Annotated in this window: 20 protein-coding genes; 8 read left to right on the top strand and 12 right to left on the bottom strand. The window is 61.7% G+C overall.

The features are described from left to right. Window positions 1–20 precede the first annotated feature (20 nt). Genes CO660_RS06360 through CO660_RS06350 form a run of 3 tightly spaced genes read right to left on the bottom strand, consistent with a single transcriptional unit; the run spans window position 21 to window position 3281 of the window. The gene (locus tag CO660_RS06360) at window positions 21–941 is read right to left on the bottom strand and encodes an ABC transporter permease subunit (RefSeq protein WP_097598029.1); all 921 of its coding nucleotides are present in this window, start codon (window positions 939–941) and stop codon (window positions 21–23) included. 2 nt (window positions 942–943) lie between these two features. Continuing rightward, window positions 944–1909, bottom strand: a complete 966-nt coding sequence (locus CO660_RS06355; protein ID WP_176536242.1) for an ABC transporter permease subunit — start codon at window positions 1907–1909, stop codon at window positions 944–946. Window positions 1910–1922: 13 nt separating this feature from the next. Next, window positions 1923–3281, bottom strand: coding sequence for an extracellular solute-binding protein (locus CO660_RS06350; RefSeq protein ID WP_097598028.1), 1359 nt, complete (start codon window positions 3279–3281; stop codon window positions 1923–1925). A 152-nt stretch (window positions 3282–3433) separates the two neighbouring features. On the opposite strand from CO660_RS06350, the gene CO660_RS06345 reads away from it, so the two are divergent. Together CO660_RS06345 and CO660_RS06340 are read left to right on the top strand one after the other, a co-directional pair. After that, window positions 3434–4468 (top strand): sn-glycerol-3-phosphate import ATP-binding protein UgpC, encoded by a 1035-nt coding sequence (locus CO660_RS06345; RefSeq protein WP_097598027.1) that lies wholly within the window; start codon window positions 3434–3436, stop codon window positions 4466–4468. Between the two features lie 89 nt (window positions 4469–4557). Continuing rightward, window positions 4558–5562, top strand: coding sequence for a sugar-binding transcriptional regulator (locus tag CO660_RS06340; protein WP_097598026.1), 1005 nt, complete (start codon window positions 4558–4560; stop codon window positions 5560–5562). Here the strand turns inward: CO660_RS06340 and CO660_RS06335 are convergent. The 3 genes from CO660_RS06335 to CO660_RS06325 all read right to left on the bottom strand — a co-directional run bounded on the left by CO660_RS06335 (window position 5557) and on the right by CO660_RS06325 (window position 9296). Beyond that, window positions 5557–7239, bottom strand: a complete 1683-nt coding sequence (locus tag CO660_RS06335; protein WP_097598025.1) for a hypothetical protein — start codon at window positions 7237–7239, stop codon at window positions 5557–5559. The genes CO660_RS06340 and CO660_RS06335 overlap by 6 nt on opposite strands. Further along, a complete protein-coding gene (locus tag CO660_RS06330) occupies window positions 7239–8297 on the bottom strand; it encodes a glycosyltransferase family 2 protein (protein ID WP_097598024.1) in 1059 nt (352 codons plus the stop codon). The genes CO660_RS06335 and CO660_RS06330 overlap by 1 nt, the downstream gene beginning before the upstream one ends. A 90-nt stretch (window positions 8298–8387) precedes the next feature. After that, window positions 8388–9296: an AraC family transcriptional regulator gene (locus CO660_RS06325; RefSeq protein WP_097598023.1), complete on the bottom strand. Its 909-nt coding sequence runs from the start codon at window positions 9294–9296 to the stop codon at window positions 8388–8390. A 206-nt stretch (window positions 9297–9502) separates the two neighbouring features. Between CO660_RS06325 and CO660_RS06320 the strand changes: the two genes are divergently transcribed. Then, window positions 9503–10549, top strand: a complete 1047-nt coding sequence (locus CO660_RS06320; RefSeq protein WP_097598123.1) for an NAD(P)-dependent alcohol dehydrogenase — start codon at window positions 9503–9505, stop codon at window positions 10547–10549. Between the two features lie 107 nt (window positions 10550–10656). Here CO660_RS06320 and CO660_RS06315 read toward each other — a convergent pair whose 3' ends face one another. The 5 genes from CO660_RS06315 to CO660_RS06295 form a co-directional block, all read right to left on the bottom strand. Further along, window positions 10657–11310: a LysE family translocator gene (locus CO660_RS06315; protein ID WP_097598022.1), complete on the bottom strand. Its 654-nt coding sequence runs from the start codon at window positions 11308–11310 to the stop codon at window positions 10657–10659. Window positions 11311–11375: 65 nt separating this feature from the next. Further along, window positions 11376–13322, bottom strand: coding sequence for a TetM/TetW/TetO/TetS family tetracycline resistance ribosomal protection protein (locus tag CO660_RS06310; RefSeq protein WP_097598021.1), 1947 nt, complete (start codon window positions 13320–13322; stop codon window positions 11376–11378). A 444-nt stretch (window positions 13323–13766) separates the two neighbouring features. After that, entirely contained in the window at window positions 13767–15032 is a 1266-nt protein-coding gene (locus tag CO660_RS06305) for an NAD(P)/FAD-dependent oxidoreductase (RefSeq protein ID WP_097598020.1), read from the bottom strand. A 177-nt stretch (window positions 15033–15209) separates the two neighbouring features. Then, a complete protein-coding gene (locus CO660_RS06300) occupies window positions 15210–15731 on the bottom strand; it encodes a BA14K family protein (RefSeq protein ID WP_097598019.1) in 522 nt (173 codons plus the stop codon). A gap of 172 nt (window positions 15732–15903) precedes the next feature. Further along, the gene (locus tag CO660_RS06295; RefSeq protein WP_097598018.1) at window positions 15904–16368 is read right to left on the bottom strand and encodes an Lrp/AsnC family transcriptional regulator; all 465 of its coding nucleotides are present in this window, start codon (window positions 16366–16368) and stop codon (window positions 15904–15906) included. A 154-nt stretch (window positions 16369–16522) separates the two neighbouring features. On the opposite strand from CO660_RS06295, the gene CO660_RS06290 reads away from it, so the two are divergent. The 4 genes from CO660_RS06290 to CO660_RS06275 all read left to right on the top strand — a co-directional run bounded on the left by CO660_RS06290 (window position 16523) and on the right by CO660_RS06275 (window position 20411). After that, entirely contained in the window at window positions 16523–17242 is a 720-nt protein-coding gene (locus CO660_RS06290) for an aspartate/glutamate racemase family protein (protein WP_097598122.1), read from the top strand. Window positions 17243–17475: 233 nt separating this feature from the next. Further along, window positions 17476–18393: a helix-turn-helix domain-containing GNAT family N-acetyltransferase gene (locus CO660_RS06285; protein ID WP_097598017.1), complete on the top strand. Its 918-nt coding sequence runs from the start codon at window positions 17476–17478 to the stop codon at window positions 18391–18393. Window positions 18394–18463: 70 nt separating this feature from the next. Further along, complete coding sequence (locus CO660_RS06280; protein ID WP_097598016.1) at window positions 18464–19087, top strand: TetR/AcrR family transcriptional regulator; 624 nt, start codon at window positions 18464–18466, stop codon at window positions 19085–19087. A 109-nt stretch (window positions 19088–19196) separates the two neighbouring features. After that, on the top strand, window positions 19197–20411 hold the full coding sequence (locus tag CO660_RS06275) for an MFS transporter (RefSeq protein ID WP_097598015.1): 1215 nt from the start codon (window positions 19197–19199) through the stop codon (window positions 20409–20411). On the opposite strand, the gene CO660_RS06270 is transcribed toward CO660_RS06275, so the two are convergent. Next, a complete protein-coding gene (locus tag CO660_RS06270) occupies window positions 20408–20824 on the bottom strand; it encodes a helix-turn-helix domain-containing protein (RefSeq protein ID WP_085778712.1) in 417 nt (138 codons plus the stop codon). The genes CO660_RS06275 and CO660_RS06270 overlap by 4 nt on opposite strands. Before the next feature lie 123 nt (window positions 20825–20947). Between CO660_RS06270 and CO660_RS06265 the strand changes: the two genes are divergently transcribed. Beyond that, window positions 20948–21856 carry an SDR family oxidoreductase gene (locus CO660_RS06265; RefSeq protein ID WP_097598014.1) on the top strand — a complete coding sequence of 303 codons (909 nt, stop codon included), beginning with the start codon at window positions 20948–20950 and terminating at the stop codon, window positions 21854–21856. The last annotated feature ends 106 nt before the right edge of the window (window positions 21857–21962 follow it).

The following is a 21962-nucleotide window of genomic DNA, read 5'->3' as shown; positions in this document are numbered from 1 at the left end:
TATCCTTGAGATGTCGCGTGTTACTTTCCGGAGTCCACCAGTCCCTTTGTGAACCAGCGTTGCATGAAGAGAATGACAGCCGCCGGCGGCAGCATGACGAGCAGCGCAGCGCTCATCGCAATGTTCCAGGCGGGCGCGGAGTCGGAGACCGGGACGAGCTGCTTCAGCCCGAGGACGGCCGTTCCCATCTCCTTGTCGGTGGTGAAGAGCAGCGGCCACAAATACTGGTTCCAGCCATAGAGAAACAGGATGATCGATAGCGCAGCGATATTGGCGCTCGACAGCGGCAGCAGGATATCCTTGAAGAACTTCAGAGGGCCGGCGCCGTCGAGCTTGGCCGCCTCGCAAAGTTCGTCGGGAACGGTCAGGAAAAACTGCCGGAACAGGAAGGTCGCCGAGGCGGAGGCGATCAGCGGCAGGATCAGGCCAGCATAGCTGTTGACCATGTTCCATTTCAACGAGGCTTCGATGCTGTATCCGGTCAGGTTTTCGACGATACCGGACAGGCCGATCGTGCCAGCCAGCCAGCGGATCGGCCCGGCCGCATCTGCGACCGCTTCATAGGTCGGAATGATGCGGACCTCGACCGGAAGCATCAGCGACACGAAGATCAGCCAGAACGCCGTCATGCGGAACGGGAAGCGGAAATAGGTGACGCCGAACGCGGCGATCAGCGAGATCGCCAGCTTGCCGACGACGATGCCGGCGGTGACGATGATCGAATTCAGGAACAGTTGGGAGAACTCGCCCTGTTGCCAGGCGGCGGCCAGGTTTTCGAAGAAATGCGAGCCCGGCACCACCGGGAACGGCGCCTGCTGAACCTCCTGCAAGGTCAGCGAGCCGGCGACGAAGGCGAAGTAGAGCGGCAGGCAGACAAAAACCGCGCCGATCAGCAATATGGCGTGGCAGAAGATCGAAAGACCGAGATGGCGTTCGGGCATGGCTACACCTGGTAATTGACCTTGCGCTCGAGCGCGCGGAATTGAACGATGGTGAAGAGGATGGCGATCAGCATCAAAAGCACGGATTGCGCGGCCGACGAGCCGAGGTCTAGCTGCACGAAACCATCCTGATACACCTTGTAGACCAGGCTGTTCGTCGCCCCGGCCGGGCCGCCGCGGGTGACCGCGTCGATAATGCCGAAGGTTTCAAACAGGCCGTAGACGAAGTTCATCACCACGAGGAAGAAGATCGTCGGCGAGATCAGCGGAAGTGAAATCGTGAAGAAGCGCCGGACGGGTCTTGCGCCGTCGAGCTTTGCCGCTTCCAGAAGCGAGACAGGCACGGCAAGCAATGCGGCGACGAGAAAGATGTAGTCGTAGCAGACATTCTTCCAGACAGAAGCGATGGTCACCAGCAGCTGCGCATCGAAAGGCCGCCGGTTCGGATCCCATTCGAAGCCGAACCCGTGCAGAAGCTGCGCGATCGGCCCAACCGCCGGATTGAACAGGAAGGCCCAGATCACGCCCGATATGACAGGCGCGATCGCATAGGGAAGCAGGATGATGCTCTTATAAATCCCCCTGCCTCTGATCACGAAATCGGTCGCGAAAGCAAAGAGACCGGCAAGCAGAAGCGTCGCGCAGTTCTGTGCAACGGTGAACCAGAGCGTGAACAGCGCGCTGCCGCGATATTCCGGGCTGGCGAAGAGATTGTAGAAATTTGTCAGTCCGACGAAAATCTCGGTGCCGCCGAAGGGATCGACCTGAACGAAGGCCAGCGACAGCGCCTTGTAAGAGGGAATGAAAAAGAAGAACAGCAGGATCAGCAGCTGCGGCGCGACAAGGCCGAAGGCAAGCCACGGTCTGTTGAAGTGGGCGGACTTCAACCCGGCCTCCGACGGCTGCGCGACCGAGCGGCCCGTCGACAGAAGATCGGGGATGCGAAGGCGCCGCGCGGCGCCTTCCATCTTTCCCAAGGTTCTACTTTGCTGCATGAAGCTGCTCATACTGGCGAAGGATCTGGTTTCCGCGCGCCGCCGCCGCATCCAGTGCCTGCTGCGGGGTCTTCTGGCCGGTCCAAACGCCCTGGATCTCTTCCACCAGAAGCGCCATCGACTGGTTATGATTGCCGAAGCGGAAGCCGCGCGAATTGTCTGTCGGGGTACCGCGCGTGAGCTGGAGAATGGCGATCTCGCGGGTCGGGTGGTCCTTGAAGTAGCCCTCGGACTTGGCCTGCTCATAGGCTGTGTTCGTCACCGGGACATAGCCTGTCTGCTTGCTCCACCAGACCTGCGTCTTCGGTGAGGCGACGAAGTTCAGGAAGGCCGCCGCGCCGGCATATTCTTCTTCCGACTTGCCTTTGAGAACCCAGAGGGCCCCGCCGCCAATGGTGCTGTTTTTCGGCTCGATGCCTTCCTCATGCGGCAGGAACGTTGCGCTCCAATTGAATTTCGCTCCGCTCTCGACGGCGGCGTGCGCCGCGGTGGAGGCCACATAAGTCGAGCAGGTTCCAGAGGTGAACAGCTGGTCTGGCGAGAGCCCCTGCCCGGCGATCTGCAGGATGCCGGCGTCCATCCACGTCTTGAGGCGTGTCACCTGACCGACCACCAATGGGCTCTTGTTGAAGATGAATTCGGTGTCGAGGCCGCCGAAGCCATTCGCCTTGGTACCGTAAGGCTGGTCCTGGATCGCCGCGTAGTTCTCGATCAGGCTCCAGTAGAAGTCGTTCGCAAGCGCCATCTGGCACTTCGAGACACCTTTCTCCTTGATAGCGCGCAGTTGCTTGTCGAGCTCCTGCCAGGTCTCGCCCGGCTTGTCGAAGCCGGCTGCCTTGAAGTGATCGGCATTGTACCAGAAGATCGGCGTTGAGCTGTTGAAGGGCATCGCCGCCGGCTTGCCGTCGACCAGATAGAAGCCGGCGACCGGCGCGACGAAATCATTCCAGTCGACCTTGTAGCCTTCCTTCTCCATCAGCTGCGGCACCGGAATGATGGCGCCGGAATTGTACATGGTGAGGAACCCGCGCTCGGCGGCCTGGATCAGCACCGGCTGCTGATGGACGCGGTAGGCGGCCACCATCGCCGCCATGGTTTCCTCGTAATTGCCTTTGCCGATGCCGACGACCTCGTATTTGTCCTGCGAGGCGTTGAAGTCCTTAATCAGCTGGGTGGTGATTTCGGCCAGGCGGCCGCCTGCCGCATTCCACCATTCGATCTTGACGCGATCGGCGGCGCTGGCGTGGCCTGCATTCGTCAACCCGAGCGCCACCAATGCAGCGCCCGCCGCGAATGACCGGATTGTCCGTCCGAAACGGGATCCTATCAAAGACATTGCCGTCATTTCGTTTTCCTCTCCATTGCCTTTGTTCGCCGACCGGTGCGTGGAGCGTCGGTCAACCCCTCCCAGAGCGGCGATAAAACAAGGTTGGGGTCACTTGTTACAAATGTCAATAGCATGTTACAAATGTATGACGACCTCGGAGGAAGGATGCCATGGCGGCTATCGAACTGATCGACCTGAAGAAGAACTACGGACCGGTTCCCGCGGTGAAAGGCATCAATCTGACTGTCGCGGACGGCGAAATGATTGTGCTGGTCGGCCCATCAGGATGCGGAAAATCGACCTTGCTGCGGATGATTGCGGGCCTCGAAGCCATAAGCTCCGGGCACCTTAGGATATCAGGCAACGACGTTGGCCATGTCGATCCGGCCGACCGCAACATCGCGATGGTCTTCCAGAACTACGCGCTCTATCCTCACATGACCGTTCGGCAGAATCTCGAATACGGACTCAAGAACCGCCGCGTTCCTCGCCACGAGATCGACCGGCGGATCGCTGACGCCGCCGACATTCTGGAAATTGGCGAATTTCTCAAGCGACGCCCCCGTCAGCTCTCAGGCGGACAGCGCCAACGCGTCGCCATGGGCCGCGCTATTGTCCGCGATCCCGCCGCCTTCCTCTTCGACGAACCCTTGTCCAATCTGGATGCGAAGCTTCGCGTGCAAATGCGCGTCGAAATTCGGAGGTTGCAGCGGCAGCTCAAGACGACCAGCCTCTATGTGACGCACGACCAGCTCGAGGCGATGACGCTCGCCGACAGGCTTGTCGTCATGAACGGCGGCCGAATTGAGCAGATCGGGACACCGATCGAGGTGTATCGCCGTCCCGAAACCGTCTTCGTCGCCGGCTTCATCGGTTCTCCGCCGATGAACCTGATCGAACTGGATGAACTCGGCCCCTGCGAAATCGCCCTGCCCAGGGGTACGGATCTCATCGGCATCAGACCCGGTTCGATCAACCTCGGCGCCGGATCGGCGCATGAGCTCCGGTTCGATGCCCATGTCGAATTGATCGAAACCGTCGGCGATGAGAACAACGTGCATCTGCGCATCGACGACAGCCGGAAGCGCATCGTCGCGAGCGTGCCTACCGATCGACATCTGCGGGAAAACGACCGCATTTCGTGTCATGTAGGCATGAAAGGTTTGCATCCATTCAACAAGTCGACCGGCCGGAGAACCGACTAACGGGTGAAGCGGCTGACGACGGCGCCTGTGATTGACAAGCTCCCGGGATTTGAGATCCATGGCGTCGAAGCGGAGGCGCAGATTATCGCATGTCACAGAACCGAAGTGCTTCTTCCGCGCCCGTAGCGCTCTCGGACGAGCAGATGCAGGTGCGCGTGGTCTGGCTCTATTACATGGAGGGACGCACGCAGGGCGAAATCGCAGAAGCGCTTTCGACCAACAGGCTTCGCGTCAACAAGATCATCGCCGAGGCACGCCGATCCGGCCTTGTGACGATCACCCTCAATTCCCGGCTGACCTCCTGCGTCGCCCTGGAGCAGCAGCTGGCGGCGGAATTCTCTCTAAATCGCGCGATCATCGTACCGACACCGGAGGACGAGGAGCTCATTCCCGTCCTGCTCGGCCAGGCGGCCGCCGATTATCTCGTCCAGTTGCTGAACGCCGGCAATATCCGCGGCGTTGGCGTCGGGTGGGGAGCGACCCTCCGCGAAATGGTGCGGCATATGCCTTCGCTCAGACGGCCTGATATCTGCGTCAATTCGGTCATGGGCGGGCTGACGCACGGCATCGAAATCAATACCTTTGACATTGCAAGCGACCTTGCCCGCCAGCTCAATGCGGAATGCTCCTATCTTGCTGCACCGATCTATGCCGGCAGCCCGGAATCGCGGACGGCAATCATCCGGCAGGATGTTTTTGAATCGGCCTTTCGACAGATCGAGACCAATGACGTCATCGTGCTCAGCATCGGCGACATGACCGAGCGTTCGCTGCTGATGCGCTACGGCTTGCCACGCAACATCGACATTGAGGAATTGCTCGCAGCCGGTGCCTGTGGTGACGTGCTCGGCCAGTTCGTCGATAAGAAGGGGCAGCCGATCGACCATGCGATAAACAGGTGCGCGATTGCTCCCGAGCTGGAAGCCCTGCGCGCCATTCCCAATGTCGTCTTCGCGTCAGGCGGCCTGAACAAGGCGCAGGCGATCGCGGCCGTATTGCTGTCCGGCCTCGGCAACGTGCTGATCTGCGACGAAGACACGGCCAGGCAAGCGCGAGAGCTTGCGCTCGATCTCAGGGGAGGCAGCGGGTCATAGAGCCGCCGCGCAGCCGTCGGGAATCGAAAGCGGTTCTGCCGGCGCCGCCTTGTCGATCGCGTAGAGCTTGGCGAAACCGGCATCCTCAATCAGCGTCAGACCAGCCGGCATCTCGGTGCCGACATAGCGGTCTGGAATATCGGCATTGGCGACGAGGATGAAATCGAAACGTCCGCGCCAGTCCGACAGATAGGGTGTGAAGTTTTCATAGACCTGCATCATCGCCGGGCACGAAAGCACGCCGATCGACAGCAGATTGCCTTCGGGGACCGCGATCTCAGACCATGGTGTCAGAACCGATAGCGGCTGCTTGCCGTTCGCGGTGAAGAGCGTCGGCACGAACGCATGCGCGAAAGGCGTGGCAAGCGTCGGCAGGTGCCAGAAAGTCTCCTCTCTGAAGAAAAAATACCGGCTGGAGTGCGCAAGGCCGCTCACCATCCTGGGGTCATGCCCCAGGGGCAGAACGGCCGCGCCGACCGGCACCTTTTTGAGTACGGTCTCTACGGCAGCGACGTCCTTTTGTGCAAGCCACCAGTTCCAACCGATCCAGCCCGACCGGCCGAAAACCGCGAGATTGACGACAAGCGCCAGCAACAGCGCCTTGCGGCGCGTCAGACTGGCGAAAGGACACACCATCGCCATGGCGACGAGCGCCGTCATGATCGGAAAGCGCCAACTGATCCATCCGGTTCCGAGCATATGGCGAGGCGAAACACAAGAGAGCAGCAGCAGTCCGCTGGCGGCCACGGCAAGCCCCGCATGCACGCGGATATCGCCCGCGCGTGAAGCACGTGTGCAGATGAGGATCAATGGCAGAACCATCACCACGTCTACCACCGGAATGTATGTGGTGATCGCGGAGAGCACATTCATGACAATCAGGACGACGCTGTCATTCCAGGCAAGGGCAAGGCCGTTATCACCGGCGTTGGGCAAAGCTGGCGAACGGAGATAGAGTGCGATCGGCGGCAAAACGCAGGCGCCCAGCGCCTGTGTTAACCGACTGGCGAGCCTCACCAGGCGGGACTTCGATCGCAAGATGTCGAAACGCCAGGAAAATTCGAGGCCGCAGATGATCGCCATATAGAAGCCGAGCGAGAAGATGTGCATCACCGTCAGCAGCAGCGCGGCGGCAAGCCGCCAGGCAAACAGCAGGGCGAAGTTGCGGCGCTGCAGCCGAAGATCGGCGCATGCGAAGAACAAGGCCATGCCGAGACCGATCTGGAAATTGATGAAGCCACCAATCACGGTGGCGCACCAACCAAGCGACAGCATGGCGATCTGCCAGTAGGACCGGCTGCCGAAAAGCGTTCGGTGCAGCGCGATCGCGCCAAGCGGCGGCAGCACGATCGCCAGGAAAAGCAAGGCGCGCGCCAGCCTGTCCGCGCCGACAAGAGGCCCTATCCAGATCGCCAGAAGATCGATGCCGACATTGGTGAAGGTGCGGTTCCAATCGACCGCATAGATCTCGGGAAACGGCTGCTCGCCGATGCCTCCGGATAGAAGCCAGATACGGGCATAGTGATTGGCGTAATCAAGAACTGGCGGAAAGCGGAACAACACGACCAGGATGGCGACAAACGCTACGAAAACGGCGATCGCAATGGTGGAATCCTGCCGGGCTGCCAATTCATCAAAACCGGCTGCGGCTACAGCAGATGTGGAAATCTGGTCCATTATCCGATCCGATTACTCTTTTGCGACGATGCCAACTCTTCGAATCCGAAGGCCGCATCCAGGGCGGCGCGCTTGTCGCCGGCTCCCATCTCCGAAAAGACCGTCGGCAGCTCGGCGTGTTCGCTGCCCCGCAGGATCGTTTCGATCATGAACATCGGCCGCTTCTTGCTCTCCTGCACGAGACGGCCGAGATATTCGCCGATGATGCCGATGCAGATCAGCTGGATGGCGCTGAACGCGCTCACGGCGGCCATGATGGACGACCAGCCGGTGACCGTCTCGCCCTGCAGCCAGCGAACGAAAGTATAGACGAGCAGCGCCATCGCGATGCCGGCGCTGATCATGCCGAGCCATGTGGCGATGCGTAGCGGCGTCGTCGAAAAGCTGGTGATCGCATCCAGCGCGAAATTGATCATCTTGCGCAGCGGATATTTCGTCGAGCCGGCAAAACGCGCGTCCCGCTCATAAGGCAGAGCCACCTGCCGGCCGCCGATCCAGCTCACCATGCCGCGAATAAAGCGATCGCGCTCCGGCATCGCCAGCAGGATATCGACGACGCGCCGGCGCATCAGCCGGAAATCACCGGTGTCGCGCGGAATGGTCACGGAAGCGAGCCTGGAAAGCGCGCGATAGAACAGCGAAGCAGTCGCGAGCTTGAACCAGGTTTCGCCTTCGCGGCGCGTGCGCTGGCCGTAGACGACGTCGGCGCCGCGCTCCATGATCGGCATCATCATCAAAAGCAGCTCGGGCGGATCCTGAAGATCGGCGTCGATCAGGAGAACGCGCTCGCCCCGCGAAGCGGAGAGGCCCGCCGTCGACGCCAGCTGGTGGCCGTGGTTGCGCAGGAGGCGAACGCCGAGCACCTGCGGAACTTTTGCCGCGAGATCCGAAATGATCTCCCAGGTGCCGTCGGACGAGCCGTCATCGACGAGGATAATCTCGAATGCATCGCCGGCGACGCTCCGAGCAGCAGCGGCCGCACGGCGGCAGAATTCACGCAGGCCCTCTTCCTCGTTGTGACAAGGCGCGACGATGGAAAGAAACGGTGCTTGCGTCATGCGAACGGCGGTGCCTGCTTGATTGATGGCGCCAGCCTAGCCGGGAAACGTCAAGCATCCTTTAATACCGCGCTTTGCAGCCGCCGGCGTCTATTCCGCTGCCACCATTTCGCGCACGCCGTCGATATCGCGGGCCGGCGAAGCGCCGTAGAGGCGGCTGTATTCGCGGCTGAATTGCGAGGGACTTTGATAGCCGACGCGATGGCCGGCCGTGCCAGCGTCGAGCCGCTCGATAAGCATTAGCCGGCGCGCCTCGTGCAGGCGAAGTTGCTTTTGATACTGCACCGGTGTCATCGCCGTCACCGACTTGAAGTGGTGATGGAAGGACGACACGCTCATATTGACGCGTTCGGCCAGATCCTCGATGCGCAGCGGCCGCGCGAAATTCTCCTTCAGCCATGCGACGGCGCGCGCAATCCGGTTGCTGTGGCTGTCTGCCGTGGCGATGTTGATCAGCCGGGCTCCATGCGGCCCGGTCAGCACCCGGTAGAGAATTTCCTGCTCGATCAGCGGCGCCATGGCGGGAATGTCGTCTGGACGATCGAGCAAGCGCAGCAGGCGGACGGCGGCATCCATGAGTTCCGGCGGCGCGACGCTCACCACCATTCCGCGCTGCCCGTCGGTATGGGAGGCCGGGCGCGGAACATCGATGCGGCTGAGCAGCTCCAGCAGCTTTTCGGAATCAATCGCCATCCCGAGACAGAGATGCGGCACCTCGGGACTTGCCTCCGTAACCCGCCAGGCGACCGGCAGATCGAGCGAGGTCAAGAGATAATCGCCGGTGCCGTAGCTGATCATTTCCGTGCCGAGCTGCAGGCTTTTGGCCCCCTGCAGCACGAAGGCGAAGCAGGGTCGGTAGCTGCTGTGCAAGGGATCGCTGGGCTTCGACCTGCGGCTGATATGAAGATTGCCGATAGCGGTCGAGAACTCGCCGTCGCAGGGCGCAAAGCGCATCGCGAGGTCGACGATCTCCTGATAGGGGCTGAAAGGCAAGGTCATGCGGCAACTCTTTCTGTCAACTATTCGACGCCATCGGCATTGCCCTTATCTAGAGTGCCTGGACCATTTCTCAAACAGGCAGGCACCCCACTTTTGCAGGATCGTGCAAAAAGCTGAGAGGATCACTCTAACGCCCTCGCCGCGTTCCGGGCAATAGTGCGCCATCCCGCTCAACCCCACCCCACAACCGAAAAAGGATGGTTCCCATGCCTATCGCAAGAGGCTATGCCGCGACCGATGCTTCCAAACCGCTGACCCCTTTTACCTTCGAGCGCCGCGACCCCAGACCCGACGACGTCGTCATCGACATCAAGTTCGCCGGCATCTGCCATTCTGATATCCACACCGTCCGCAACGAGTGGAAGAACGCCGTCTATCCGATCGTACCGGGCCATGAGATCGCCGGCATCGTCTCGGCCGTCGGCTCCGCCGTCACCAAGTTCAAGGTCGGCGACCGAGTCGGCGTCGGCTGCTTCGTCGATTCCTGCATCGGCTGCGCCGAGCGCGACCTCGACCGCGAACAGTACATGCCTGGTCTCAGCGGCACCTACAATGACTTCGAAGCCGACGGCAAGACGCGCACCCAGGGCGGCTATTCCGACTCGATCGTCGTCAAGGAAGGCTACGTCATGTCCATCCCGGACAACCTTCCGCTCGACGCCTCCGCACCGCTGCTCTGCGCCGGCATCACCCTCTACTCACCGCTGCGCCACTGGAACGCCGGCCCCGGCAAGAAGGTCGCGATCGTCGGCATGGGCGGCCTCGGTCACATGGGCGTCAAGCTGGGTTCGGCGATGGGCGCCGACATCACCGTTCTCTCCCAGACCCTTTCCAAGAAGGAAGACGGTCTGAAGCTCGGCGCCAAGGAATATTACGCCACCAACGACCCGGAAACCTTCACCAAGCTCGCCGGTACCTTCGACCTGATCATCTGCACTGTAAGCGCCGAGATCGACTGGAACGCCTATCTCGGCCTTCTGAAGGTGGACGGCTCCTTCGTCGTCGTCGGCGCGCCCGAAAAGCCGATCCCTGTGCACGCCTTCTCGATCATTCCCGGCCGCAAGAGCATCTCCGGTTCGATGATCGGCTCGATCAAGGAAACCCAGGAAATGCTCGATTTCTGCGGCAAGCACAACATCGTCTCCGAGATCGAGAAGATCAACATCGACCAGGTCAACGAAGCCTATGAACGCGTCCTGAAAAGCGACGTCCGCTACCGCTTCGTCATCGACATCGCCTCGCTGGCGGCCTGAGGATAATGGAAGGCGGCTGCTCAGGCAGCCGCCCTGATGTGAAATGCCGCAGCCGCCGAAGTCGTGGAAAGCTCGACTTCGACGGCTGTCTTTATGGAAGATGGCAGTTATCGGACGGGGCGGGCATCCCCTGAAAAGGCAAGGCGAAGACCGAGGAGGATCATAACGATACCGGCGAACCGCTCCTGCCAAACGATCAGCATCGGCCGGCGCGAGAGCCAGCCGCCGAACGCACCCGCGCCGAATGCGACGGCGCCGAGGATGACGAAGTTCGAAAGCTTGGTCACCGCCCCGAGAACAAGAAGCTGCACCGCCACCGGCCAGGAACTCTCAGGGTTCACGAATTGCGGAAGGAAGGCGAAGAGAAAGACGAGCGCCTTCGGATTGGTCAGATTGTTGATCGTGCCCTCGCGAAGCGCCGCCGCGGTCGACCCGGACTGCGCCGCAGCCCGTGCGCCGTCGCCATGCCGCCCCGCTCCGCAAAGCAGCTTGACGCCCAGCCAGACCAGATAGACGGCTCCCGCCCAGCGCAGAATGTCGAAAGCAAGCGGCGAGGCTTGAAGCAGCGAGGCTACGCCCAGTATCAGCAACAAGATCTGGATCGCCCCGGCAAGGAGCGTGATGCCGACCGCGTTCAGAAGAGCGGTGCGCCGGCCCTGCCCGACACCTCGCCCGATGACAAGCATCATGTCCGGCCCCGGCGACAGCTGAATGGCCAGAACGGCAACATAAAAGGTGAGAAACGTATTGATATCGGGCATGGAAGCCTCCGGACTCTGAGATAATAATAGGCGGGGAAGGGCCATGTTCCCCAATCGAGCGCGACTTAGACATTCCCGCGCAGGCGCAACAGATATTCGACAGGGTTGAATGGATCAGGCCCCGAGCGCCGGCGCAAGCGCGGCGGGCCAGCGGTCGGCGCATAGTGATCGAAAGCGGTTTCCATCACCCCCGTCCCGCCCGTCAACCCCGGCAACTGCTGCTGGACGCTTCTTACCATCTGAGACGTCATGGTGCCTTCGGACCGCGCAACGCCCTCGGCGATCACCGAACCCGACGTTGTCGCGGCTGATCTCGCAAGCAGGGTGAGCACGGCGCTCAAGCTCTCAGCCGGCGTTTCGAGATGAAAGCGGTCGACCGGTTCGCAAAGCACCGTCTGCGCGTTCGAAAGCGCCGTTGCCAGCACCCAGGGCGTCAGCTGCCGGAAATCTGCGGCAGTGCTTGCCGGCGAGCTGTGCCGGGCCGCCGTCATCGCCACGTGGCAATCGACGACCTGCCAGCCTGATATACCCTGCTTCAGCGTTTCGAACACGGTTTCCTCGACCGCCCGGTAAAAGGCGGCGGGCATCTGGCCGACATCCACTTCGAGCGCAAAGCTGTTGCCCGCCCCCGGAGAACGCGGCTCGACCCGCAGGCCAACGGTGGCGAGAAACGGATTGGGCTCCTTGAAAAGAGCCTGCAGACCGGTCCCAATTCCCACAGGCCTCTCGACCAGAATGACTGTGCTTTCCTCGAAGCTGGCCTCGATGCCGTAATCCGCCAGCATGGTCGACTGGACAACCTCTTTCTGTACCTCACCATAGAGCGATACGAAGACCTCGTCGGTGTCTTCGTTCCGGCGCAGATTGATCAGGGGATCCTGTTCGGCCATCTGGTTCAGCGCCAGCCACAGCGCCGCCTTCTCAGATGGCCGGCGGGCAAGGACGCGGGTTTCGAGCGTCGGTGGCGCGAAGTGAGCCCTTCCGCCGGCGCCCGGATCGTCGCCTAACGCATCGCCGATCCGACCGCCGATTAGGCCGCTGACACATGCGATCTGCCCGGCGCGGAAGCTCTCGACGCCGTGGCTACGGCCTTCCTCGAAGAGCCGGATCGCGGTCACTCTCTCCGGGCCTTTCGGCAGATCCAGATATTGCCGCAGCCGCACCGTGCCGGAGCTCAAGTAGAGATAAGCGAGCTTTTCGCCGCCCCAACCGCGCTCGATCTTGAAGATCTTTCCGGCGACCGGACCATCCGGGTCGGGGCGTCGCCCGGGCAAGATCGTTGGGATGGCCGATGCCAGGGCTGAGATGCCGGCGCCGGTCATCGCAGCGCCTGCGAAGACGGGATGTATCAGGCCCCGCGCCACCTGATCTGCCAGGGACGTCCCGAGCCTTTCCTCGGTCAGCCGATCGGGAGCGAGCACATAGTCATCGAGCAATGCCTCGTCGTTTTCCCCGAGCGCCTCGCAAAGCGCGGAAAAAAGCGGCTCACGACCTATTGCCAACGCCTCGACCGAGGCGAGCTTGGTGCCGGCATTAATGACCGAAGACATGGCGACCGGCCGGACCGAGAGCTGCGCGGCAAGCGCCTCCAGCACCTCTTGATGGCGGGCGCCAAGGCGATCTACCTTGTTGACGAAGAAGATGAAGGGAACGCCGAGCCGCCGCAGCGCCCGCACCAGCACGCGCGTCTGCGCCTGCACGCCTTCGACCGCCGAGACGACGACGACCGCGGCATCCAGCAATCCCAGCACGCGCTCGACTTCGGCGATGAAATCGGGATGGCCTGGCGTATCGATCAGATTGACGGTCCTGTCGCCGATCTTAAACGACACCACCGCGGCTCTGATCGTGATGCCGCGTTGCCGCTCGAGTTCGAGATTGTCCGTCTGCGTATCGCCGCTATCGACGCTACCGAGCTTGTCGATGACGCCAGCGTGGAAAAGCAGTCTTTCGGTAAGGCTAGTCTTGCCTGCATCCACATGGGCGAGGATGCCCAGATTCAAAGTGCGCATGAACCACCAATTTCTCAGAAATCCGGATGTGATTTTCGTGAGAAGTGGCTCGGCGCATTGGAACCTCTGTCCGTTGTTACGGCTGGATGCGACACCCAGGTGGTGGAAAGACGCGGGCGGGATGCTAAGGCTGGGTGCAGAGATATGTCAAGCTTGGGTGTATTGCATTTACGCTGCGGGTGCGCCGGGTGGTTTGCTGTGTCGGCGTGCCGTGAGGCGCCCCCCTCTGCCCTGCCGGGCATCTCCCCCACAAGGGTGGAGATCGACAAGCGGTTGGATCGTCGGTCCCTCTCTGCTGTATCGAATAACGATGCGGTAGTTGTTTGGGGAACAATCACGCCCAGCCGATCTCCCCACCTGTGGGGAGATGCCCGGCAGGGCAGAGGGGGGTGCCACACGGCGCGCCCTCTCCCGCCGTCCTTCAGCTGACGAAAAGAAGAAAACCTACGCCTCCTCTCGCATCGTCTCCCGCTGCGTGATCAGCCGGGCGCTGTGCTGACCGCTGAGATAGATCCACAGCCAGCTCCAGGCGACAGCGAAGCGCGAGCGGGTGCCGATCAGGAAGTAGATATGGGCGAGGCCCCAAATCCACCAAGCAATCCAGCCTTTCAGCTTGATCCGGCCGAAATCGATGATCGCCGCACTCTGGCCGATCGTCGCGAGACTCCCCTGGTGCCGGTAACGGAAGGGCGCCGGCGCCGGCTTGCCCGAAAGACGCGCGCGGATGACCTTGGCGACATAAGCGCCCTGCTGCTTTGCTGCGGGTGCGATACCCGGCACCGGCTTGCCGTCCTCGCGCATCACCAAGGCGGTGTCGCCGATGACGAAGACATCGGGCAGGCCGGGCGCGCTCAGATCCTCTTCGACGACCACACGCCCTGCCCGGTCGGCCGGCACGCCGAGCCAGCGAGCTGCCGGCGAAGCTGTGACGCCGGCGGCCCAGACGATCGTCCGGCTCGGGATGAAGGTCTCGCCGATCTGCACGCCGTCGGCGCCGCACTCCGTCACCGGCTTGCCGAGGAGGACCTCGACCCCCAGTTTCTCCAGCGCCTTCTGGGCATAGGCCGAAAGCTCCTGGGCGAAGGTCGGCAGCACCCGCGGGCCGGCCTCGACCAGCACGACACGGGTCTTGCGCGTATCGATGTTGCGGAATTCGTTCGGCAGCGTGAAATGCGCGAGTTCGGCTATGATGCCGGCAAGCTCGACGCCGGTCGGCCCAGCGCCGACAATGGCGAAGGTGAGCAGCGCGTCGCGCACGAGCGGATCGGCCTCCAACTCCGCCTTCTCGAACGCAAGCAGCACACGCCGGCGGATCGTCGTCGCGTCCTCCAGGGTCTTCAGGCCGGGCGCTACCGGCTCCCATTCGTCATGACCGAAATAGGCATGTGTCGCGCCGGTCGCCAGCACCAGCGTGTCGTATCCGAGAGTCATGCCGTTGCGTAACGAAACCGTCTTCGCGCCGCTGTCGACATCGGCGACTTCGCCGAGCAGCACGGTCACGTCGGGCCGGTCGGCATAGAGGCGGCGGATCGGCCAGGCGATTTCCGAGGTGGAGAGAATGGTCGTCGCCACCTGATAGAGCAGCGGCTGGAAGAGATGATGGTTGCGCCGGTCGACGAGCGTGATCCTCACCCCTGCGCCCTTCAACCCGTTGACGAGCTGCAGTCCGCCGAAACCGCCGCCGACAACAACCACATGATGATCGCCCATGACCTGCCCTTCTGCGTCATTTCGCTGAGAGCCAATGTGGCCTTCGCCGCAAAGGTTGCAATCGCCGTTTCGGCATGTCTCCCCTGCGCCGATCGCAGTCGAAGAAGGCCGCCCAACGGATCGGAAGAAGTTGGGCGGCCTGAAAACAGTTCATAATGCAGACGGCGTCAGTGCCAATCAATAGGGACCGACGCACTGACGTCGGGGGCCATAATAGGGCTGGTAGGTATTGTCATACGCCCGGTACGAACGATACCGGGCGTAGCACCAGCTCACGTGACTGCTGCCCCCTCCATATGCATAGGCCCGATAGGGCCGGCCATAATAGCCGCCATAGCGGTACGGCGAGCCGTAATAGCCGTAGGGCGAGCCGTAATAGCGGTAGGGCGAGCCGTAATAGCCGTAGGGTGAACCGTAGTACGAGCCGTAATAGGGCTGCGCCAAGGCGCCGCCGATGATGGTGCCGACGGCCAGACCGCCTAAGGCCCAGCCCCAATCCGATCCATGGTGATGATGGCCGTGATAGCCGCCTCCGTAATAGCCGCCACCCCAGTGGCCGCCGTGGCCGCGCCATCGCACATGCTCGATTTGCTGCTGCGCTTCGATCCTGGGTGGATTGATAGCCGGAAACGCCTGTGCCGGCGTGATGCCGGGGGCACCCATGATCAAGCATAACGTAACGACAGTCAGCTTTCTCATGATTGTTCTCCTCCTCCTTCAAGAGGAGGAAATATCCTCCCCTCCTCCTGAACCAAAGGTGAACATAATACATCGAAAAATGTTCCGTATCGAGAAAAATCAATTCCTATCGATGGCAGTCAGGGTAACGGCTCCTCGGGCGACCCAACCCTGCTTTTCAGCATACCGCTGTTCACCGAGCGTAACCCACGGGTATCGCCATCCCATGCTTCAACTTTTCCATCGAAATCGAAGCCGACACGTCGAAAAGTTCCAGCCTACGGACGATCTGCTTATAGATGACATCGTAATGCTCGACGCGCGGCAGCACGATCTTGAGGATGTAATCGTGATTGCCGGTCAACCGGTGCGCCTCGACGATCTCGGGAATATCTCTGATGATTCTGCGAAAACTCTCCGTCCATTCGTCCGAATGATGCGCCGTCTTGACCAGCGCGAAGACCGTGGTCGGCACGCCCATCCTTTCGCGGTCGAGCACGACGATGCGCCTGGCGATATAGCCGGTCTCCTCCAGCCGTTGAATGCGCCGCGAACAAGCCGAGACGGAAAGCGCCACGCGCTCCGCGAGGTCGGTGACAGATATGCCTGCATCCGTCTGCAGCATGTCTAGAATACGTCTGTCGCGATCGTCCAGCATGTGTGTGAAGTCAACCTTGCGCCTTCGTTTTGCGCGATTCTTCAAAATCGCGCAATTTTATAGCACACATTAAGCGTGAAGGACAAATAACGCAAACACGCCGCGCCGAGATTGCGGCATGATTTTCGAAGTTGAAGCCTGGGAGCGTAAAGTGATGGAAACGATCGGCCTGATCGGCGGCATGAGTTTCGAAAGTTCGGCGGTCTATTATCGTCTCATCAACGAGATGGTGCGCGCCCGCAAAGGCGGCCTCGCTTCGGCGGAGCTCATCCTGCATTCGGTCAATTTCGAGGAAATCGTCGCGCTTCAGAAGGCCGGCGACTGGGACATGGCCGCCCGCCGCCTCGCCGATGTGGCTCTGCGCCTGCAGGTAGGCGGCGCCGGCTGCGTCCTCATCTGCACCAACACCATGCATTTGATCGCTGACGAGGTTGCGAAGAAGATCTCCGTGCCGCTGATCCATATTATCGACGAGACGGCGAAATCGCTGCATGCCGCCGGCCGCAAACGCCCGCTGCTGCTCGCCACCCGCTACACGATGGAGCACGGTTTTTACGCCGACCGCATGAAGAGCCTCGGTCTCGACATTATGGTGCCGGATGCTGCCGACCGCACCACCGTGCACGACATCATCTTCAACGAGCTCTGCGCCGGCAGGGTGCGCAATAGTTCACGCGAAAAGCTGATCGCGATCATCGACCGCGCCATGGAAAGAGGTGCCGATAGCATCATCCTCGGCTGCACCGAGATCTGCCTGATCCTCGATCCTGACCGCCTGCCGCTGCCGGGCTTCGACACGACGACGATCCATGCGCGCGCGGCAGTCGAGTTCGCTTTTGGGGCTGAGGAAAAAACGGAAGAAGAAGCCGCCTGAACCGCAGCGACAATTTAGTTGACTCAGTCCACTAAATGCGTGACAAAAGTCTTCATACGGAGACTTTTGTCAGTTGTTGACGCGCCTCATCTCACCCGGCGTCATCTCGGCCTTGTGCCGAGGATCTGCTGCCTATCGACTGACGGCAGATGCTCGGGGATGCCAGAGCATGTCGAAAGAGAAGTCGCGGGTCTTGTCGGCAACCGCGGTGTCTCCACCTGGAGACCTTCGCCATGTCCAATATCCCGCTCATCGAAACCGCCCGCGAATTCAATCGCTTCTACACGAACTTCCTCGGCCTCTTGAACAAGGCCTATCTCGACTCGCCGTTTACGCTGACCGATGCCCGCATCCTGTTTGAGATCGGCTCGCATGACGGCGTGAGCGCCGCCGGCCTCGTGCGCGACCTGCATCTCGACCCGGCCTATCTCAGCCGCATCCTCAAGCGTTTCCGCGACGAGGGGCTGATCGAGACCAGCCCCGACCCGGCCGATCTACGCAGCCAGGTCATCACTGTCACCGATCAGGGACGAGAGCAGTTCGAGAAACTCGGCCGGCGCGCCAATGCGCAGATTGCAGCCCGTTTCGACACGCTGGCCGACGGCGAACCGCAGGCTGTCGTCTCGGCTATGGGCACGATCCGCGCTCTGCTCGATCCGGCCGTCAAACCGGCGCCGGCCATCCTCCGCTCCCACCGCGCCGGTGATATTGGCTGGATCGTTCAGAGCCAGGGCCGCTTTTACGCCGAGGAATATGGCTGGGATCTGCGCTTCGAGGCGCTGGTCGCCGAGGTCGCCGGAAAATTCCTCGCCAATTTCGATCCAGCGCTCGAATATTGCTGGATCGCCGAACGCGGCGGCATCAATGTCGGCTCCGTCCTCGTCACCAATGGCGGCGACGGCGTCGCCAAGCTACGCCTGCTCTATGTCGACAAATCGGCCCGCGGTCTTGGGCTCGGCAAGCTGCTGGCCGACGAATGCATCCGTTTCGCCAGGCAGAAGGGCTATCGCGAGCTTTCCCTCTGGACCAACGACATGCTGGAAACCGCCCGCGCCATCTACGTCAAAGCAGGCTTCCGACTTGTCTCCGAGGAGAGACATCGCATGTTCGGCCCTGAGGCGAACGGCCAGAACTGGGTTCTTACCCTCTGATGTCGGCCCCGAATGTTGCGTCGCAAAAATTTCGCTTGATTTGGAAACAATCATTCCCTAATTAGGGATCATGACCGTTGACAACCTCACCTCAGATGGAAAAGCTCGCAGTCGTGGCCGTCCGCGCGAGTTCGATATGGACGCCGCTCTGGATGCCGCCCTGCGGGTCTTTTCCGAACGCGGCTACCACGCCACCTCGATCAGCGATCTGACCGAGGCGATGGATCTCGCTTCGGGCAGCATCTACAAGGCGTTCAAGGATAAGCGCGGCGTCTTTCTTGCCGCCTTTGCGCGCTACCGCCAGCTCGGCCGCCGGCGTCTGGAAGCGATGATCGCGTCTGTGCAGACGGGCCGCGAAAAAGTCTTCCAGATGGTGATGTATTATACCGAGCTCTCCTATGGCGATGCCGGCCGCAAAGGCTGCCTCGTCGTCGGCGGTGCCAACGATTTCTCCCTGCTCGACGAGGAAGCCGCCGCCAACGTCGCGACCGCCTTTGCCGCCGACGAGAAGCTGATGGCCGATCTCATCCGCCTCGGCCAGGCCGACGGCACCATTCCGCAGACCGTGGACCCCGATGCCGCCGCCCTCGCCTTTCTTTGCTTCACCAAGGGCTTGCGCGTCATCGGCAAAACAGGACGCGGCAGGCAGGAGATGCTCGCCGCGGCTGAAGCGTCGATGAAGCTCGTGACCTGAGGTCGGGCCCGAGACGATCGAAAATAACGGCATCCGATCAAGGATCGGGTGGCCGCAGCCAGCATTTTTGCATTCAATCCTCGCAAATCCTTGGATACCGGAGTTTCCGATGAGCATTTCAGCCACGACGCCTGAGAAGGCCATTCCACGAACGCTGTCACCCTGGCTCACCTTCCTTTTCGCCGCCGCCTGCGGGCTGGTGGCCGCCAATCTCTATTACGGCCAGCCGCTTGCCGGCCCGATCAGCGCCGATCTCGGTTTCACGCCCGCCGCCACCGGCCTGATCGTCACGCTGACGCAGATCGGCTACGGACTCGGCCTGCTGCTGATCGTGCCGCTTGGCGATCTCACGGAAAACCGCCGCCTGGTGCTGCTGCTGATATCAGTCTCTGCCGCGGCACTGATTGGCGCCGCACTGTCGACGACGCCTGCGATGTTCCTCACCGCTTCGCTCTCCATTGGCCTCGCCTCGGTCGCCGTCCAGGTACTCGTACCCTTTGCCGCAAACATGGCGCCGGATGCCACACGCGGCCAGGTCGTCGGCAATGTCATGAGCGGCCTGCTCGCCGGCATCATGCTGGCGCGGCCCTTCGCAAGTTTCGTCGCCGAAGCTTCCTCCTGGCACGTCGTCTATTACCTCACCGCCGGGCTGATGATCGCGCTCGCCATCGTCCTGCGCGCCAACCTGCCAGTGCGCCTTCCGAAGACGAAGCTGCGTTATGGCGAGTTGCTCGCCTCCATGGCCCATCTGGCGATGACCTCGCGCGTGCTGCAGCGCCGCGCCCTCTATCAGGCCGGCATGTTCGGCGCCTTCAGCCTGTTCTGGACGACGACGCCCTTGCTGCTCGCGAGCCCGGCCTTCGGCCTGACGCAGAATGGCATTGCCCTCTTCGCGCTGGCAGGTGCGGCCGGCGCCATCGCCTCGCCGATCGCCGGCCGGCTTGCCGACCGCGGCATGACGAAGATCGCCACGACGATCGCCATGCTGCTCGGCATGGTTTCCTTCGTGATCAGTCATTTCGCAGGCGACGGCTCGCTCACCGCCCTGATCCTTCTGACGGTGGCGGCGATCATGCTCGATTTCGGGGTAACGACCAATCTCGTCTGCGGCCAGCGCGCCATCTACGGACTGAACCCGGAACATCGCAGCCGGCTGAACGGCCTCTTCATGGCCACCTTCTTTGCCGGCGGCGCGCTCGGCTCGGCGCTCGGCGGCTGGGCCTATGCGACCGGCGGTTGGACGATGACGGCTTGGATCGGTTTCGCCTTCCCGGCACTCGCCTTCCTGCTGTTCCTGACGGAAGGCCGCCGCGGCAAAGCTTAGCTCTCTGCGGAATCGAAACGCGAACGGGCGGCGCGAACGGCATCGTGATTCGCTTCCGCCCAGTTCAGAAGCTGCGACAGCGGCTGATAGAGCGAGCGGCCGAGATCGGTCATAGAATATTCGACGCTCGGCGGCTTGGTCGGGAAGACCTCGCGGGCGATGTAACCATCCCTCTGCAGATCGCGCAGCGTCTGCGTCAGCATACGCTGCGAGATGTCGGGCAGCATCCGCCTGAGTTCGCCGAACCGACGGGGCTCGGCCGCCAGCACCTCGAGCAGCAGCGTCGACCATTTGCCGCCGATCTGCTGCATCATGTCCCGAACCGGGCAATTGGAAAAATCGAGGTCGGCAAGGTCGATCTCGCGCCGCGCCCCCGCCATTTTGTTCTTCAGACTGAGGACCGCGCCGCTCATCTGCTGGTTCCCTTTTGGTAACGTAGAGCCGAAAAACTGCCTCCTTTACACCGCGAAGTCAATTCCTATTCTAGAGTTAGTCTCTTTTTGAGACTACCTCGCCCAACGCAAAAGGAACGACCCATGAGCGAAACCATCCTGGTCACCGGCGCCGCCGGACAGCTCGGCCAGCGTGTCATCCACCACCTCATTGAAACCTACAGGGTTGCCCCCGGCAACATCGTCGCGGCAACGCGCAGCCCCGAGAAGCTCGCCGAGCTCGCAAATAAGGGCGTCGTCACCCGCAAGGCCGATTTCGATGACGCGGCAGGGTTGGAAAAGGCTTTCGCCGGCGTCGACCGGCTGCTGATCATCAGCACCGACGCGCTCGACACCCCAGGCAAGCGTCTGGCCCAGCACAAGGCCGCCGTCGCTGCCGCCGCCAAGGCAGGAGTCAAGCACATTGCCTACACCTCGATGCCGGCCCCCGACGATTCGCTCGTCACTTTCGCGCCCGACCATCTCGGCACCGAAAATGCTATCAAGGCGAGCGGCCTCGCCTACACAATCATCCGCGACGCCTGGTATCACGACAACTATCTGCATGGCATGCCCCACAATCTACAGGGCGGCAAATGGTTCAGCGCCACGGGCGATGGCAAAATCTCGACGATATCGCGCGACGACTGCGCTCTGGCGATCGCCGCAGCCCTTGCCTCCGGCACCGCCGAAAGCGCCACCTACACGCTGACCGGCACTGAACTGCTGACCAATCGGCAGGTCGCCGCCACCGTCTCCGAAGCCGCCGGCAAGCCGCTCGATGTGGTCGACGTCACGGACGAACAGCTCGGCCAGGGCATCCGCGGCGCCGGCCTCCCCGGCTTCATCGCCGACATGCTGGTCTCCGCCGACGCCAACATCCGCGCCGGCAAATTCGAGATCGTGACCGGAGACTTCACCAAACTAACGGGTAGACAGCCGCTGCCGCTGAAGGATTTCTTCGTGGCGCATAAGGCTGCACTGACGGCGGCTGGCAGCGCCGGGGGGCATTGAGCCGATATGCATCCCTGCGCAACGTCGCAAGGATGCAGCGCGAGTGAGAAAGCTTCACGTCGAATGAATTACGCACGGCGCGGACGCGCCGTGCGTGAATTCCTGT

Origin of the sequence: Rhizobium sp. L9 (genome assembly GCF_002531885.1) — a bacterium.
In the GTDB taxonomy this organism is placed as follows: domain Bacteria; phylum Pseudomonadota; class Alphaproteobacteria; order Rhizobiales; family Rhizobiaceae; genus Rhizobium.
The sequence above is the reverse complement of the archived record's forward strand: the minus strand, read 5'-3'. Positions and strand labels throughout refer to the sequence as shown.